Consider the following 13,696-nt stretch of genomic DNA (forward strand, 5'->3'; position numbering starts at 1 on the left):
GGTTGTGGCCAAGGTCAAAATGGATTCCCGCCTGCGCGGGAATGACGAGGTGGCGGCGGGAATGACGAGGTATTGGGCGGGAATGAGGGATGAGGGGCGGCGTTGACGGGTGTGGGGCGGGATTGACTCGGTTTTGGATACGCTGCGACGCTCAAACACGCACTCTGTACTCCGCCGCCATCGTCATCCTCGCGAACGCGGGGATCCATTGTTGGGTTGGCAAGAATCGGGGTTATGCACCATGTTTAGCGGGCTGCTACCAGTGGCTGTCGATTTCAGGCGCTGCTGTGCGACTACGGATATCACCATTCATTTTGGAGGTCACCAGCATGACAGCTATTACTCAACGGATTGTTCCGCACCTCTGGTTTGATACCCAGGCCAAGGAAGCCAGCGAGTTCTATGCGAGCTTGTTCCCAGAGTCAGCGGTGCTGGCTGTAACCACACTGCATGGCACGCCGTCAGGCGATTGCGAGCTAGTCTCGTTGCAATTGTGGGGGCAGCGGTTTGCCGCTATCAGCGCCGGGCCGTACTTTCAGTTCAATCCATCCATTTCCTTTATCGTCAACTTTGACCCACTGCAATTTGCCAGTCCATCGCCGCGACAGGCGGCGAAAGCGGCATTGGAGAATGTCTGGGCAACATTGTCTGCGGGCGGGAAGGTACTGATGCCCTTAGACGAGTATCCGTTCAGCAAAGCCTATGGTTGGGTGCAGGATAAATATGGTTTGAGCTGGCAGCTGGCTCTCTGGGATTCCGAAGGCGAGCCGCGGCCAGCTATTGTGCCTTCGCTGTTATTTGTAGGTGGCCGCTGTGGAAAGGCAGAGGAGGCCGGCGGTTATTATGCGTCCATCTTTCGTAATGCGCGGTTGGGTGAGTTGCATCGCTACCCGGCCGGCCAGGCGCCGAACAGGGAAGGCACAGTGATGTATGCTGACGTCATGCTCGAGAGCAGCTGGTTTGCCATCATGGATAGCGCACTCGAACACGACTTTGGCTTCAATGAAGCTACTTCATTTATGCTCAACTGCAATACTCAGGAAGAGATCGACTACTACTGGCACAGGCTGTCGGCGGTACCCGAGGCTGAACAATGTGGATGGCTCAAGGATAAGTACGGTATCTCCTGGCAAATTGTTCCTGCCGAACTGGAACAGATGATACGTAGTGGCACGCCTAAGCAGCGAGAGCGGATCACCCAGGCATTTCTGGGGATGAAAAAGTTCGATATTGCGGCCTTGCGCGACGCTTTTCGATCAAGATGACAGCGGACCCGCTGAACTGAAATCCCGGCAAGATGTCTCAGAGGGGTACGGTCGAATCCCGATCGTTAGCAGGAGTACTACCATGACCAGCACCACAGACAAGATCAAGGGCACTGCCAATGAAGTGGTTGGCAAGGGCAAGCAAGCTGTAGGTAAATCAGTCGGCAATGAGCAGCTTCAGGGTGAAGGCGCGGCTCAAGAGATTAAGGGCAAGGCGCAGAATCTTAAAGGCGACGTTAAGAAGGCGGTCAAAGACGGTATAGATAAAGCCTGATAGCGATTTTTACTCGCAGCAGCACGGTGGGTTAAGCTACCGGTGCTGCTGTGCATTATACTTATTTCCGTGCGAAAAATTACCGGCAGTTCCCCGCTTTCCGATATCCCTGCGTCTGCGCTTGATCCTCGGTTTGAAACAGCACCCTGTTGCGCTCACCGACCTGGCTATAGCTAGGGCAACCTTGTGGCAGGTGAAATACCTTGCTGTTGCGATTGCCGATGATGGGGCCAGTAGCGTCGGCTGGCTGGGTACGGTTCTTCACCGCGCTGGGTTGTTGCGCAGTCAACTGCTGCAAACCTTCTCCACTAGGCCGTTGTCCGAGGGTCCAAGTGCGTTTACCCGTTACATATGGATTGCTGTGCCCCATCACTGCGGCAATACGCTGGTCGCGGACGCGCTCGGGTTCAGTCACCGGATATTGGCCATACCAGGCCATCAGCAATTGTTGCTGCTGTCTGGACATGCTTAACCCGTAGCGATCATGCATATAGAACTGGATTCGGGCTACTGTGCCTTTTGCTTCGTCACGGGGTTCGGCGACACGCTCCTTGAAATCAACGCGTGAGGTACAGGCACCATAGCGGTAGGGTGTGCTGGTCAGTTGGCCGTAGTTATAGTTACTGCGGTCGGCGTTCACCTCACCTACCGTAGGCCACAAATTGTGCATATCGGCCTCCATGGCACGGAACACTGGATCGGTACGAATACAGTTTTTGCGGCCACCCTGTTGCCAGCACTGACGCTGGTGCCCGAACGCCCAGGCTGGCATCACATGTTCCCATTCCAGGCGTTCGGCCCGCACCGCCTGCGCGCGAATCTGGTAACCGCAGGAAGCCAGATCCATGCTCCCGCCAGAACGGCCCTGCCATTGCCAATTACAGCCACAGTAAAGATCGCCAGCGGTATTCTGGTCATGAAATACCTGCCTGCGTAGTTCTGTTTTGGCTTGGTCAAAGGAGAGTGGGGCGGCGGTAATCGATAACGACGCAAGGGCGGCTAGCGCACCAGCGATAAGGTAGATAAATGGCACTGCTATTCCTATTGCTGAAGGAGCCATTACTGCGGGCGGCATGGTAACTGGGTGTTCTGTGCCGGACAACGTGTTTCGCAGGGAATGCTGCGTTTAGAAAGTTGCTAACCCCGTTACAAAACCGAAAGAATGTGTGCTCTTTTTCATGTTGATACGTGCCTGATGTGCTTGAATTCAGCTCACAGGAGGAGGTGTATCAGCATGAGCGAGGCCGGGAAGCCCATCACCTTGATGATCATTGATGACCACCCGCTACTGAGGGCTGGCATCGCAGCGGTGATCAGCATCCATGCGGATATTGAACTGGTGGGCGAGACCAGTGGCGGCCGTAACGCCATCGTCTTGTTCCGAGACCTGCAGCCCGACGTGACACTGATGACCGTGCAAAGGCCGGTAGTGCATACTGTTGACGCAATCAATAGCATTGTCAGCGAATTCCCCCAGGCAAAAATTGCAGTCCTGAGCAGCGACCGTAAAGAAGCCCGAGTACAGCAGGCGATCAATGCGGGCGCCTGTGCTCATCTGCTGAAAAATAACTTACACAAGGAACTGGTCGGCACCGTGCGCGCGCTAGCAGCTGGGCGACGCTGCCTTCCAGCGGAAGTTACGGTTGATTTACGCACTCAGGTGGGCCGCACCAGCCTATCCATTCGTGAGAGGCAGGTATTGCATTGGGTCGCTCAAGGCCGATCAAACCGGCACGTGGCGCAGTTGCTGAGCATTAGTGAGGCAACCGTGAAGGGCCATCTGCACAATACAATGAACAAACTGGGCGCTCATAATCGAACCCATGCGGTGACCATTGCCTTGCAGCAGGGAATTATCCAGGTAGAGCGCTGAAGACGGCAAGCAAAGCGAGGCTCGGCAACCTGGTGGACGCCGAGCCTGCTCACCAACCAGGTCGCGGTTACTTTGCCAGTGTTGGAGGCTGTTTTTACACAACCTCACAAAGCAGGCTTTTTATCGCCTCCAATAGTGCTTAGAACTTGTAGTTGAATCCAACCTCGAATGAGCGCTCAGGTCCCACGTAAATACCCTGACGCAGACCCGTGATATAACGCTTGTCGGTGAGGTTCTTCACCGCGCCCTGCAATCTCAGGTTCGGATTGATCTGATACTGGCTGGTCAGGTCATAGACGGTGTATGAGCTCATTTTTCCACCCCAGATGCCGCCTCCGGCGTTGGCCGGGATTTCCGAGGTATTGCTCGCGTCGCCGTACTGCTCACCCTGGTAGTGGGCATTGAGTGCGTTGGTCAGCTTGCCATGGTTATGCACCAAGCCTACGTTGGCTAGGTACTTGGGTGCGTAGGGCAACCGGTTGCCCTTGTTTTCACCGGTCTTGAACTCTGATACAGGAACCCAAGTGGCGTTGGAATCGATGCTGAAACCCATGCCCAGTTCATAGCCAAGGGCAGCTTCCAGGCCATAGTGCCGTGTTTTGCCGGCATTGGATTGCGACAGATTGGGATCGCTGTTGCCGGTAATTACCTGATTCTTGAAGTCCATGTAGAAACCGGTGACTTCATAACTCATAGGGCCCGACGCGCCGCGAACACCCAGCTCGTAGTTAATGGAGCGCTCACCATCCAGCTTCTGATCTGTCAGTCCGTCCAGCGCAACACCGTTGGAAGCGGGGGAGAATGCTCGGTAAACGCCGCCATAAAGCTGGGCCGCCGGGGTCAACTGGTAGGTCGCGCCAATGCCAGGCAGAAACTCGGTATTGGTCGTATCGGCTGATTCGTTGTTTTGTGTCAGTACCTTGCGCTCTTGCTTGTAGGATTCGATACGCAGACCGGGTGTGACCGCAAAACGGTCAGTAAAGACAACCCGGTTTTGTACATAGCCGGCAATGCTTTCTGCGGTGTCTTCGATATGCCGGTCATTGATACCGGTGCGGTCCTGAGCTCGCGTGGCGCGAATGCGCCGGTCATCAGACTCTTCCTTCATCAGCCGCAGGCCGAATTCGGCTTCGTTGATCAAGCCAAACAGGTCGTGGTCCAGAGATAACCGAGTTTCCACCCCGAAACGTTCAAAAGAGCGGTTGTTGCCCGTCAGGTCATCGGTGTAGACCCAGCGGCCGGCTGCGTTGGATGCAGGGGTATCAACGTTGTAGCGCCAGTAGTCGCGGGTCACTTCGCTCCAGTAGGCCAGCGTGCGCAGGGTGGCGCGATCATTGAGGTGCCACTCGTGGTTGACGTCAAACGCTTTACGATCGGTCAGATAGTAATCGTCTGGCGCTGGGTTATAGGTACGGCCAGCACGGTAATCTTCCAGGAAGATGCCGCGGTAAGAGATATTGGCGTCGTTCTCATACCAGGAAAACTTCATGCCCAGGCTCTGGGTGTCACTCAGGGCAACACCGGCCTTGAACATCAGGTCGGTCATTTCATAGTCTTTGTCCATGAAGCCGTCGCTGCGCGCATGGGTGGCGACCAGGCCGCCAAATGCGTCACCTGAGCGGGAGCGGCCACCGGCTTCAAGGGTTGTTTCGCGGGTGTTGAACGAACCGACGCGGCCGGACACAGACACGCCGTCGTCCGGAGTCTTGGTCTTATAGTTGATCACACCACCGATGGTAGACGGACCATAGCGCAGGGAAGAGGAGCCCTTGAGCACCTCAATGCCTTCCATCCGCTGAATACGTGGGTTGTAATAACGGTCATTGCCGATAAACAGGCCTGGTGCAACCGGTACACCATCTTCCAGAATCAGCGATTTGGCTTCGCTGGCGGAGAGACCGCGAATACCTATATTGCTGACTACCGCGGACTCTTCCTCAGTTTTGGTGTGGACGCCAGGCACCCGGCGCAATACGTCCTCGGTTGAGGTGGGTTGAATGCGTTCAATCTCTTCGCGATCAATGATAACTACCGCACCCGTCTGGCGCGAGATCGCGTCCTGTTCGGTTCCTATGACCTCCATCGAAGGCATGCGGAAAACGTCTTTTGTCTGAGCCATGCTACTGGCGGGCAGTAACGCAACGGCTACCGCAATAGGGAGGTATTGGCGTTGAAAGAGTGAGGTTGGCATCATCTCATTGTCCTGATTATCGGTTTATGAATTATTAGAACCGTACCCTGGCGGGGAAATGGGGCAGGGGGCCTAGCGCGGCGTGATTCTAAAAATAAATGATAATCGTTGTCAATCGTGTTAATTGTTTAATTTGATGGATCGTTTTCTGACGACAGCGGTATGGTTGTCCTGAAAATAGTGCTCGATGCTCGTTCGGCTGATGGCGTACGCAGGTTAAGAGTCCCTACGTACCGTGCAGCGGGGTTCAAGGCGGCTGGTGCAACTTCCTGGTTAATAGTGGTGTCTATAAGAGCGCTTCGGGGTTGCCTTTTGCTGTAGAAGCGTTTGTAACAGGCAGTGATGGAAAGGCGCGTTCATTCGTGATCTGATAATAGTGCCGACCCTGTGCCGCGACCCCTCGACTCCACGTTTATGGAAGAATCATGCTGAAAGCTCGAATGGAAGAAAAAAGCTTTATCTTGTTATTGGTGCTGGTGTCCATCGCTTTCATTTTCTTGCTGTTGCCATTTTACAGTGCGGTGTTCTGGGGCACGATTCTGGCGATTATCTTCCAGCCGGTGCAGCGCTGGGTAGAGGCCAAGATGGGCGGGCGGCGCAGTCTGGCGGCGTTCGTGACGTTGATAATGATTTTACTGATAGTGATTTTGCCAGTCATATTCCTCACCGGTGCGCTGGTACAACAGGGTGCGGCGCTGTACGAGCGGATGGAGTCGGGCAACATCAATTTTGGTGACTATTTCGAGCAGATAATGACTGCACTGCCGGGTCCCATTCAGGATTTGCTGGCGCGCTTTGGTTTGACGGATATTTCCAGCGTCCAGGATCAACTGTCTGAGGGCGCGCAGCAGGCCAGCCAATTCTTAGCGACCAAGGCTTTTAGCGTCGGTCAGGATACGTTCCGCTTTTTGATCAGTTTCGCGATCATGCTCTATTTGCTGTTTTTCCTGCTGCGGGACGGGCCTACCGTGTCTCGACACATCAAGCGTGCGATCCCGCTGGGCGAGTCTTACAAGCAACATTTGCTGACCAAATTCACCATGGTGGTCAAGGCCACAGTCAAAGGCAATCTCGCCGTCGCAGCAGTACAGGGCGCGTTGGGTGGCTTTATTTTCTGGGTGTTGGGGTTGCAGGGTGCTTTGCTCTGGGGTGTGCTGATGGCGGTGCTATCGTTGTTGCCTGCAGTCGGCGCTGGGCTAATCTGGGGCCCGGTGGCGATTTACTTTCTGGCCACTGGGGCACTCTGGGAGGCCGCAGTATTGACCGCTTTTGGCGCCATTGTGATTGGCCTGGCGGACAATATCCTACGCCCGCAGTTGGTTGGCAAGGATCTCAAGTTACCCGACTATGTGGTGCTGATCTCTACATTGGGTGGACTCTCGCTGTTTGGTTTGAACGGTTTTGTCATCGGTCCGATGATCGCAGCGCTGTTCATTGCTGCCTGGAGTCTGTTTGCTGATGCACGGGAAGAGGGCGTCATGGCGGTGGACCTGGCCGATGCGCCGCTGGATCCGCATGAGTCGCTTGGCGTGGATACCTTCCCCATTCAGGCCAGTGATGAACCGCGTAGCTGAGCATTACTGATGGTAAGCGGTTAGTCCCTGACGCGGCGGACGGCGTCCAGCCAGCCGGTGTAAAGCTGTTTGCGCTTGGCCTCCGGCATCGCCGGAGTGAAGGCGCGTTCGCACTGCCAATGGCGAGCGATCTCTTCAAGGTCCTTGAATAAGCCAATATGTAGCCCGGCTAGATAGGCCACGCCCAGCGCGGTGGTTTCGGTCACCTCTGGGCGATCCACGGGCACCCCCAAAATATTGGCCAGCGCTTGTACCACCCAATTATTCACTACCATGCCGCCATCGACGCGCAGCGCGGCGGTGCTGTTGGCGCCATCGGCGGTCATGGCGTCAAGCAGATCGCGGGTCTGGAAACACACTGACTGCAGGCCGGCAGTGACGATCTCGGCAATACCGGTATCACGGGTTAAGCCGAAGATCGCGCCGCGGGCCTCGGGATCCCAATAGGGCGCACCAAGCCCAGTAAAGGCTGGGACCAGATAGACACCACACTGATCGCCGGTTTGCTCCGCCATGGCTTCGGTTTCACCGGCATGCTGGATCAGCTTGAGTCCGTCGCGCAGCCACTGGATGGCGGCACCGGCTACAAAAATGCTGCCTTCCAGGGCAAAAGTGGTCTTGCCATTCAGCCGGTACCCGACGGTGGTCAGCAGCCGGTGCTCGGACCTGATGGGCGTGTCACCGGTATTCATAACCATGAAACAGCCGGTGCCGTAGGTGCTCTTGACCATGCCCGGCTCGAAGCAGGCTTGGCCGATCAACGCAGCTTGCTGGTCTCCGGCCATGCCGGCGACGGGTATGGCCGCGCCCAGTATCTCGGGGGCGGTGCTACCAAAAGCGGCAGCGCAGTCCATTACTTCGGGCAGCAGGCTGGTTGGGATATCCAATAACTCAAGCATCTGCTTATCCCACTGCTGCGTGTGAATATTAAACATCAGCGTGCGTGAGGCATTGCTGGCATCGGTGCGATGTACCTGGCCGTCGGTCAGCCGCCAGAGCAGAAAACAGTCAACAGTGCCAAAACGCAGTTTGCCTTGTTCGGCGCGCTCGCGCGCACCGTCCACGTTGTCCAACAGCCAGCGCAGCTTGGTGCCGGAGAAATAGGGATCGATCAATAGACCGGTGTTGGCGCTGACCATTGCTTCATGGCCAGCGGCCTTGAGTTCGCTGCAGTAGTCAGCGGTACGCCGGTCCTGCCACACAATGGCGTGGTGCAACAGTTCGCTAGTTTCGGCATCCCACAGCAGTGTCGTTTCGCGTTGATTGGTGATGCCGATGGCGTTGATATCGTCGGCCGTGAGCTGGGCTTGTTTCAGCGCGTCGCGGCATACCTCAAGCGTGCTCGACCAGATTTCTTCACCATCGTGTTCGACCCAGCCATCCTGCGGGAAGTACTGTTTGAATTCCGTCTGCGAGACGGCCACGAGCCTGGCTTGGGCGTCAAAAATGATAGCGCGGCTGCTCGTCGTGCCCTGGTCAATAGCGAGAATATGCTGGGCCATGGCGCTGAGGTCCTTGTTGTAATGGTTTTTGACCCTCAGTGGGTCGTTTTGTCCAAGCGGCTAATGCTAGCAAACTCGCCACGGGTCTGGTCAGCCAAATCAGTTGGCGCCAATTCGATTTCCAGGCCGCGACGGCCGCCGCTGACATACAGCGTCGGCCATTGTTGGGCGCTGTTGTCGATAAAGGTACGCAGGAATTTCTTCTGCCCAAGAGGGCTGATGCCACCCAGCAGGTAGCCGGTGCTGCGCTGAGCAGCGGCAGGATCGGCCATGGTGATTCGCTTGGCATTGGCTGCTGTTGCCAGCGCCTTCAGGTCGAGCATGCCATTGACCGGCACGATCGCCACCAATAATTCATGGGCATCAGTGCTGGCCAGCAGCGTCTTGAACACGCGCGCTGGGTTAAGGTCGAGCTTGTCGGCGGCTTCGCCGCCGTAGGATTCGGCCTTGGGGTCGTGCTGATAGCGGTGAAGCCGGTAATCGATACCGGCTTTGTCGAGCAATTTAGTGGCTGGGGTCATGGCATTTTCCGGGTAGGGGTCCTGCAACAGGGACCCGGTAAAGGTGATACGGCAAGAGGCGCGCGGCTAGCGGCGCGCGGCGAGGGTAAAGAGTCCCCGAGCTGTCGCCAAGTGCCGATCAACTGTCGGCGATCTTGACTACCAGTTTACCGAAGTTCTTGCCTTCCAGCAGGCCCATGAAGGCGGCTGGCGCATTTTCCAGCCCATCGACCTGATCTTCCTTGACCTTGACCTTGCCCTCAGCAACCCACGGCGTCATGACCTTGAGGAACTCGGGATAGTGCGGCCCGTAATTATCGAAAATAATAAACGCCTGCATGCGTATACGCTGGCTAAGCAGCAGGCGCATCAGCTGCGGCAGGCGATCCGGGCCGGGTGGTAACTCGGTGGCATTGTATTGGGCGATCAGCCCGCATACGGGAATGCGCGAATGCGGATTGAGCAGTGGCATCACCGCGTCAAAGACCTTGCCACCGACGTTTTCAAAGTACACGTCGATACCCTGTGGACAGGCTACAGCCAGTTGCTCAGCGAAGTCATCCTGCTTGTGATCCAGGCAGGCATCAAACCCCAGTTCTTTCACTGCATAGGCGCACTTTTTCGCGCCGCCTGCCACGCCTACCACGCGACAACCCTTAAGCTTGGCCACCTGGCCGACCACCGCGCCCACCGGGCCGGTTGCAGCGGCCACCACAACGGTCTCACCCGGCTTCGGTTGGCCGATATCCAGCAGGCCCATATAACCGGTGAAACCGGGCATGCCGAGCACGCCCAGCGCCTGGGAAGGATTGCTCATGTTCGGGTCGAGCTTGAACACCATAGTGCCATTGCTGAGGGAATAGTCCTGCCAGCCAGCGGTGTAGGACATCACCAGATCGCCCTTGGAGAATCCGTTCAGGTGCGATTCTTCCACGCGGCATACGGCGCCACAGGTCATGACGCCGCCCACCGGAACCGGTTCCGAGTAGGACTTGGCATCGCTCATCCGGCCACGCATGTAGGGATCCAGCGACATCCACAGCGCACGCAGCAGCATCTGGCCCTGCTCAGGTCTGGGGATGGGGCTTTCAACCAGGTTGAAGTTCTCATTACGCGGGGCGCCGACGGGGCGCGAAGCGAGCAGGATCTGGCGATTGACCTGATTGTTTTGAGGCATGGGTGTCTCCGGCGTTGGGTGGCGAGGGCGATTGCAAATAGCAGCATGCGAGGGGTTGACCGACAGGTCAACCAGACTGCCGGAGCCTGATGGTGGGGTATTGATCAGGAGCAGATCACGGCTTGATCGCCATGGGTCATATTCCAACTGCTGATGAAGTCGCGCGCGCTGGCGCCTTGGTGCGGATAGGCAAGCTGCCAGACCTGAGCCAGCGCCGGCATGTCGGCGCAGTCGTCCAAACACACGGCCTGTTGCTGATAAAGCATCCATGCTATAGCGGTGGCATAGCCCAGGTTATAGGCGAGTTCGGCATGCGGATCTTGCAGAAAGCAGCGTTGGCTAGCCAGACCGCGGATCAGACTCGCCAGGTCGGGGTGCAGCGCCAGGTACTCATCCCACAGGCGGGTATGCACGGAGGCGCTGATAGCGTACGGACCTATACCATCACAGCAATGTTTGTCTGTAGGTAACCAGGCCATAGTGAGCAGTGTGCCGAGCAAAAGATTTTCTGCAGCGTTGCCGGCAACGCCCAAGTAGGCCAATGTGGGGCGAATAATGTTGCAGCGCAAGCTCTGCGGCGGCACAAGGACGGCAATGTTTAGCGGAGGATTGGATTGGGGGGGCTGGCTCTGACCCTTTTCCAGGTCTGGCCCGGCCGGGTCATGCTGGTGGTGTTGCGTTAGTAGTGGGCTAATAACGATCACATTATCACCTTACTGCAGCTTTACATTAAAGGGCTTAGCTGAAGCATAGTCGTAAAAAGGCAAAGCAAAATGTTGTTTTTAAACTGATTAATTTTTTAATATTGTTCCTATATTGCCCGATGGTATAAAAACGCCATCATGCATCCAATAACAACAGGAAATTGGCCATGACCCCCGGCCCTGCCATCAATCCACCTATCGATGAGCCAGCGTTGCTGGCTCAGCAGCGCAGCTTCACCCACCTGCGATTCAGCCGAGCCCTGGAGGCCGGTTTCCAGCTCTATCTACATGGCAAAATGTGTAGCCGGGTCGCGGTTGTTGCGTTCTCATGCATCAGCTTTATGTTGCTGTTTGTCTGGGTCGATTTGACCTTCCTGCCTGACTATCTCAACCGTTACACCATTGCCGTGAGGTTGGCGGTTCTGGCCGTGGTGTGCGTTACCCTCTGGTACGCCAACCGGGCAGGGCAGGTGCCACCGCGTCGCGCTTTTGCTGCCGCAATCTTAAGTTATGTGCTCAGTGGCCTGATGGTGACAATGATCATTGTTGTCAGTCGTATTGCCAATATCGGCGTCACAGTCACCCATGATGGCTTGTATCTGGTGCTGCTTTCCGGTTTCTTTCTACTGGGGCTGCCCATGCGGCATGCGGTGTTGGGCTCCTGGACCATCGTCGTGTGCTATCTGGGGGCGGAATACCTGATCGGCAGTCCTCGCAGCTTGCTCATTTCCAGCGGTTTGTTTCTGGTGTGCTTCAATCTGATTGGTAGCCTGGGTGCCTACATTTATGAATACATGATGCGTGGCGCTTATCTCAACGAGCGGCTGCTGGTGGCGGCCCGCGCCCGAGCTGAGCGTGAAAGCCAGAGCAAAACGCGTTTTCTGGCCACAGCTAGTCACGACTTACGCCAGCCGTTACATGCGATGTCGCTATTTATCCAGCATCTGGATGAGCGGGTGACCGACCCTCAAGCGCGACTAACAGTCAAACGGTTGAGCGATTCCACGCAACTGTTGCAGGCCATGCTCAATTCGCTTTTGGATATATCGCGGCTCAGCGTGGGCATGGTGCGTCCGCAGTTGAGTACCTTCAATCTGCATCCTTGGCTGCTCAGGGTGCTGGCCGGGCTCGAAGCTAGCGCCGAGCAAAGAGGGATTCGGATACAACTGGTCTGCCCACACCATAGCGCAGTACATAGTGATCCGCTGCTGCTGGAGCGGTTGATCCGCAATTTTCTCAATAACGCCGTGCTGCATGCCCAGGCAACTGACGTGCGTGTTGAGGTCACCCGGGTTGAACAGCGGGTACGCCTGTCGGTAGTGGACAATGGCTGCGGCATGAGTGCACAGGAGCAAGAGCGCATCTTTGAGGAGTTCACGCAACTGAACAATCCAGCACGTACGCTGGAAAAGGGCGTCGGCCTTGGTTTGTCGATCTGCCGGCAGTTGATGCATCTGCTTGAGTATCCTTCTGGGTTGCTGTCTGCGCCAGGGCAAGGTTCGCGGTTCTGGATTGAGGTACCCTCGGCCGACTGGACCGAAGATGCGCCGAGCGCCCGTGAACATCCTCATGCCCGATTATGTGGACGGGTGGTGATAATAGAGAACGATCTGATCAACCAGGAGGCAATGGAAACAGTGTTGCGCGAATGGGGGTGTGAAGTACGCTGCTATCAAACGCCCGAGCAGGCGCTGGATAACATCGAATCCGGTCGCATCGATCTGCTGATTAGTGACTATCGGCTGGAGGGAAGCCTGGATGGTATCGCGTTGATCCAGGCCCTACGTGGGCGGGGTTTATACAGCGGGCCAGCGTTGTTAGTTACCGCCGATACCAGCGAGGAACTGGTCGAAGCTACGCGGCTGACGGATATCGAGCTACTCTACAAGCCGGTGTTGCCGGCGCGGCTAAGGCGCCTGATCCAACAGTTTTTGGCAGAGCCCAGCACCCGCTAGCGGCCGAAACAGTACTCTAAAAACTGATCAGCCCGAGCTTGCGCGCAACGCCGACGCATTCGGTGCGATTGTGGCAGTTAAGGGTGATGAACAAGGCTTTGAGGTGCGTCTTGACGGTATCTTCCGAAAGATTGAGCCGCTGGCAAATGACCTTGTTGGGCAGGCCTTCACACAAGAGGTCGAGAATTTCCAGCTGTCTTGGTGTTACCCCCATCTCACGCGCGGCGGCTTGACGGTCCAATGGCTGGGTGCCATTCCCGATCACGACTTGCTCGCCAAATAGCAAGCGCGTAACGGCATTGAGCAGGGTTGTACCATCAGCGGTCTTGCTAATGAACCCAGCTGCGCCGAGTTGCATGGCAGCATCCAGGTCGCTGGCACTGTTGCTCGCGGTCAGTACCGCAATCGGCACTAGTGAGTCGATCTTGTGTAGCTTCTGTAGCAGGGCCAGCCCGCTACTGTCAGGCAGCTGCAGATCGAGCAGAATCAGATCATAGGTATGGGTGTTCGCGTGATGCTCGGCTTCGCTGGCATTGTGGGCGTGATCAAGTGTTATTCCCTGGCAGAGGTTCTGCAGTGTCAGGCTCAAGCCGTCGAGATAAATCTGATGATCGTCGATCAACAGCAATCGGGTGTCGGGCGGCAGACTGGGTGCCAGCATGAGTTCTGTTCCTTGGTAAT

At 56.4% G+C, this 13,696-nt stretch carries 12 protein-coding genes; 5 read left to right on the top strand and 7 right to left on the bottom strand.

The window, feature by feature from the left end:
* Positions 1-329: 329 nt before the first annotated feature.
* A complete protein-coding gene (locus K787_RS0115265; RefSeq protein WP_022963677.1) occupies positions 330-1,265 on the top strand; it encodes a VOC family protein in 936 nt (311 codons plus the stop codon).
* An 82-nt stretch (positions 1,266-1,347) separates the two neighbouring features.
* Positions 1,348-1,539, top strand: a complete 192-nt coding sequence (locus K787_RS0115270; RefSeq protein ID WP_022963678.1) for a CsbD family protein — start codon at positions 1,348-1,350, stop codon at positions 1,537-1,539.
* A gap of 79 nt (positions 1,540-1,618) precedes the next feature.
* On the opposite strand, the gene K787_RS0115275 is transcribed toward K787_RS0115270, so the two are convergent.
* Entirely contained in the window at positions 1,619-2,563 is a 945-nt protein-coding gene (locus K787_RS0115275; RefSeq protein ID WP_028614986.1) for an endonuclease, read from the bottom strand.
* Positions 2,564-2,773: 210 nt separating this feature from the next.
* Between K787_RS0115275 and K787_RS0115280 the strand changes: the two genes are divergently transcribed.
* The gene (locus tag K787_RS0115280; protein ID WP_022963680.1) at positions 2,774-3,412 is read left to right on the top strand and encodes a response regulator transcription factor; all 639 of its coding nucleotides are present in this window, start codon (positions 2,774-2,776) and stop codon (positions 3,410-3,412) included.
* Between the two features lie 139 nt (positions 3,413-3,551).
* Here the strand turns inward: K787_RS0115280 and K787_RS0115285 are convergent, their stop codons facing one another.
* Positions 3,552-5,606, bottom strand: coding sequence for a TonB-dependent receptor family protein (locus K787_RS0115285; RefSeq protein ID WP_022963681.1), 2,055 nt, complete (start codon positions 5,604-5,606; stop codon positions 3,552-3,554).
* Positions 5,607-6,028: 422 nt separating this feature from the next.
* Here K787_RS0115285 and K787_RS0115290 point away from each other — a divergent pair, with 422 nt between their 5' ends.
* On the top strand, positions 6,029-7,177 hold the full coding sequence (locus K787_RS0115290; RefSeq protein WP_022963682.1) for an AI-2E family transporter: 1,149 nt from the start codon (positions 6,029-6,031) through the stop codon (positions 7,175-7,177).
* A 20-nt stretch (positions 7,178-7,197) separates the two neighbouring features.
* Here the strand turns inward: K787_RS0115290 and glpK are convergent, their stop codons facing one another.
* The 4 genes from glpK to K787_RS0115310 form a co-directional block, all read right to left on the bottom strand.
* Positions 7,198-8,679 carry a glycerol kinase GlpK gene (gene glpK / locus K787_RS0115295; protein WP_022963683.1) on the bottom strand — a complete coding sequence of 494 codons (1,482 nt, stop codon included), beginning with the start codon at positions 8,677-8,679 and terminating at the stop codon, positions 7,198-7,200.
* Between the two features lie 35 nt (positions 8,680-8,714).
* The gene (gene ybaK / locus K787_RS0115300; RefSeq protein WP_022963684.1) at positions 8,715-9,200 is read right to left on the bottom strand and encodes a Cys-tRNA(Pro) deacylase; all 486 of its coding nucleotides are present in this window, start codon (positions 9,198-9,200) and stop codon (positions 8,715-8,717) included.
* A 118-nt stretch (positions 9,201-9,318) separates the two neighbouring features.
* Positions 9,319-10,356: an NADPH-dependent curcumin/dihydrocurcumin reductase gene (gene curA / locus K787_RS0115305; RefSeq protein WP_022963685.1), complete on the bottom strand. Its 1,038-nt coding sequence runs from the start codon at positions 10,354-10,356 to the stop codon at positions 9,319-9,321.
* Positions 10,357-10,460: 104 nt separating this feature from the next.
* Positions 10,461-11,060 carry a hypothetical protein gene (locus K787_RS0115310; protein WP_022963686.1) on the bottom strand — a complete coding sequence of 200 codons (600 nt, stop codon included), beginning with the start codon at positions 11,058-11,060 and terminating at the stop codon, positions 10,461-10,463.
* A gap of 167 nt (positions 11,061-11,227) precedes the next feature.
* On the opposite strand from K787_RS0115310, the gene K787_RS0115315 reads away from it, so the two are divergent.
* A complete protein-coding gene (locus tag K787_RS0115315; protein WP_022963687.1) occupies positions 11,228-13,015 on the top strand; it encodes a hybrid sensor histidine kinase/response regulator in 1,788 nt (595 codons plus the stop codon).
* A 16-nt stretch (positions 13,016-13,031) separates the two neighbouring features.
* On the opposite strand, the gene K787_RS0115320 is transcribed toward K787_RS0115315, so the two are convergent.
* Positions 13,032-13,676, bottom strand: coding sequence for a response regulator (locus K787_RS0115320; RefSeq protein WP_022963688.1), 645 nt, complete (start codon positions 13,674-13,676; stop codon positions 13,032-13,034).
* Between the last annotated feature and the right edge of the window lie 20 nt (positions 13,677-13,696).

The organism is Halopseudomonas pelagia CL-AP6 (genome assembly GCF_000410875.1).
Taxonomy (GTDB): domain Bacteria; phylum Pseudomonadota; class Gammaproteobacteria; order Pseudomonadales; family Pseudomonadaceae; genus Halopseudomonas; species Halopseudomonas pelagia.

What these genes read in the sequence shown, in the direction of transcription:
- K787_RS0115290 (WP_022963682.1), top strand. Translation starts at nt 6,029, where the DNA reads ATGCTGAAAGCTCGAATGGAAGAAAAAAGCTTTATCTTGTTATTGGTG.
- glpK (WP_022963683.1), bottom strand. Translation starts at nt 8,679, where the DNA reads ATGGCCCAGCATATTCTCGCTATTGACCAGGGCACGACGAGCAGCCGC.
- K787_RS0115315 (WP_022963687.1), top strand. Translation starts at nt 11,228, where the DNA reads ATGACCCCCGGCCCTGCCATCAATCCACCTATCGATGAGCCAGCGTTG.
- K787_RS0115270 (WP_022963678.1), top strand. Translation starts at nt 1,348, where the DNA reads ATGACCAGCACCACAGACAAGATCAAGGGCACTGCCAATGAAGTGGTT.
- curA (WP_022963685.1), bottom strand. Translation starts at nt 10,356, where the DNA reads ATGCCTCAAAACAATCAGGTCAATCGCCAGATCCTGCTCGCTTCGCGC.
- ybaK (WP_022963684.1), bottom strand. Translation starts at nt 9,200, where the DNA reads ATGACCCCAGCCACTAAATTGCTCGACAAAGCCGGTATCGATTACCGG.
- K787_RS0115280 (WP_022963680.1), top strand. Translation starts at nt 2,774, where the DNA reads ATGAGCGAGGCCGGGAAGCCCATCACCTTGATGATCATTGATGACCAC.
- K787_RS0115320 (WP_022963688.1), bottom strand. Translation starts at nt 13,676, where the DNA reads ATGCTGGCACCCAGTCTGCCGCCCGACACCCGATTGCTGTTGATCGAC.
- K787_RS0115285 (WP_022963681.1), bottom strand. Translation starts at nt 5,606, where the DNA reads ATGATGCCAACCTCACTCTTTCAACGCCAATACCTCCCTATTGCGGTA.
- K787_RS0115265 (WP_022963677.1), top strand. Translation starts at nt 330, where the DNA reads ATGACAGCTATTACTCAACGGATTGTTCCGCACCTCTGGTTTGATACC.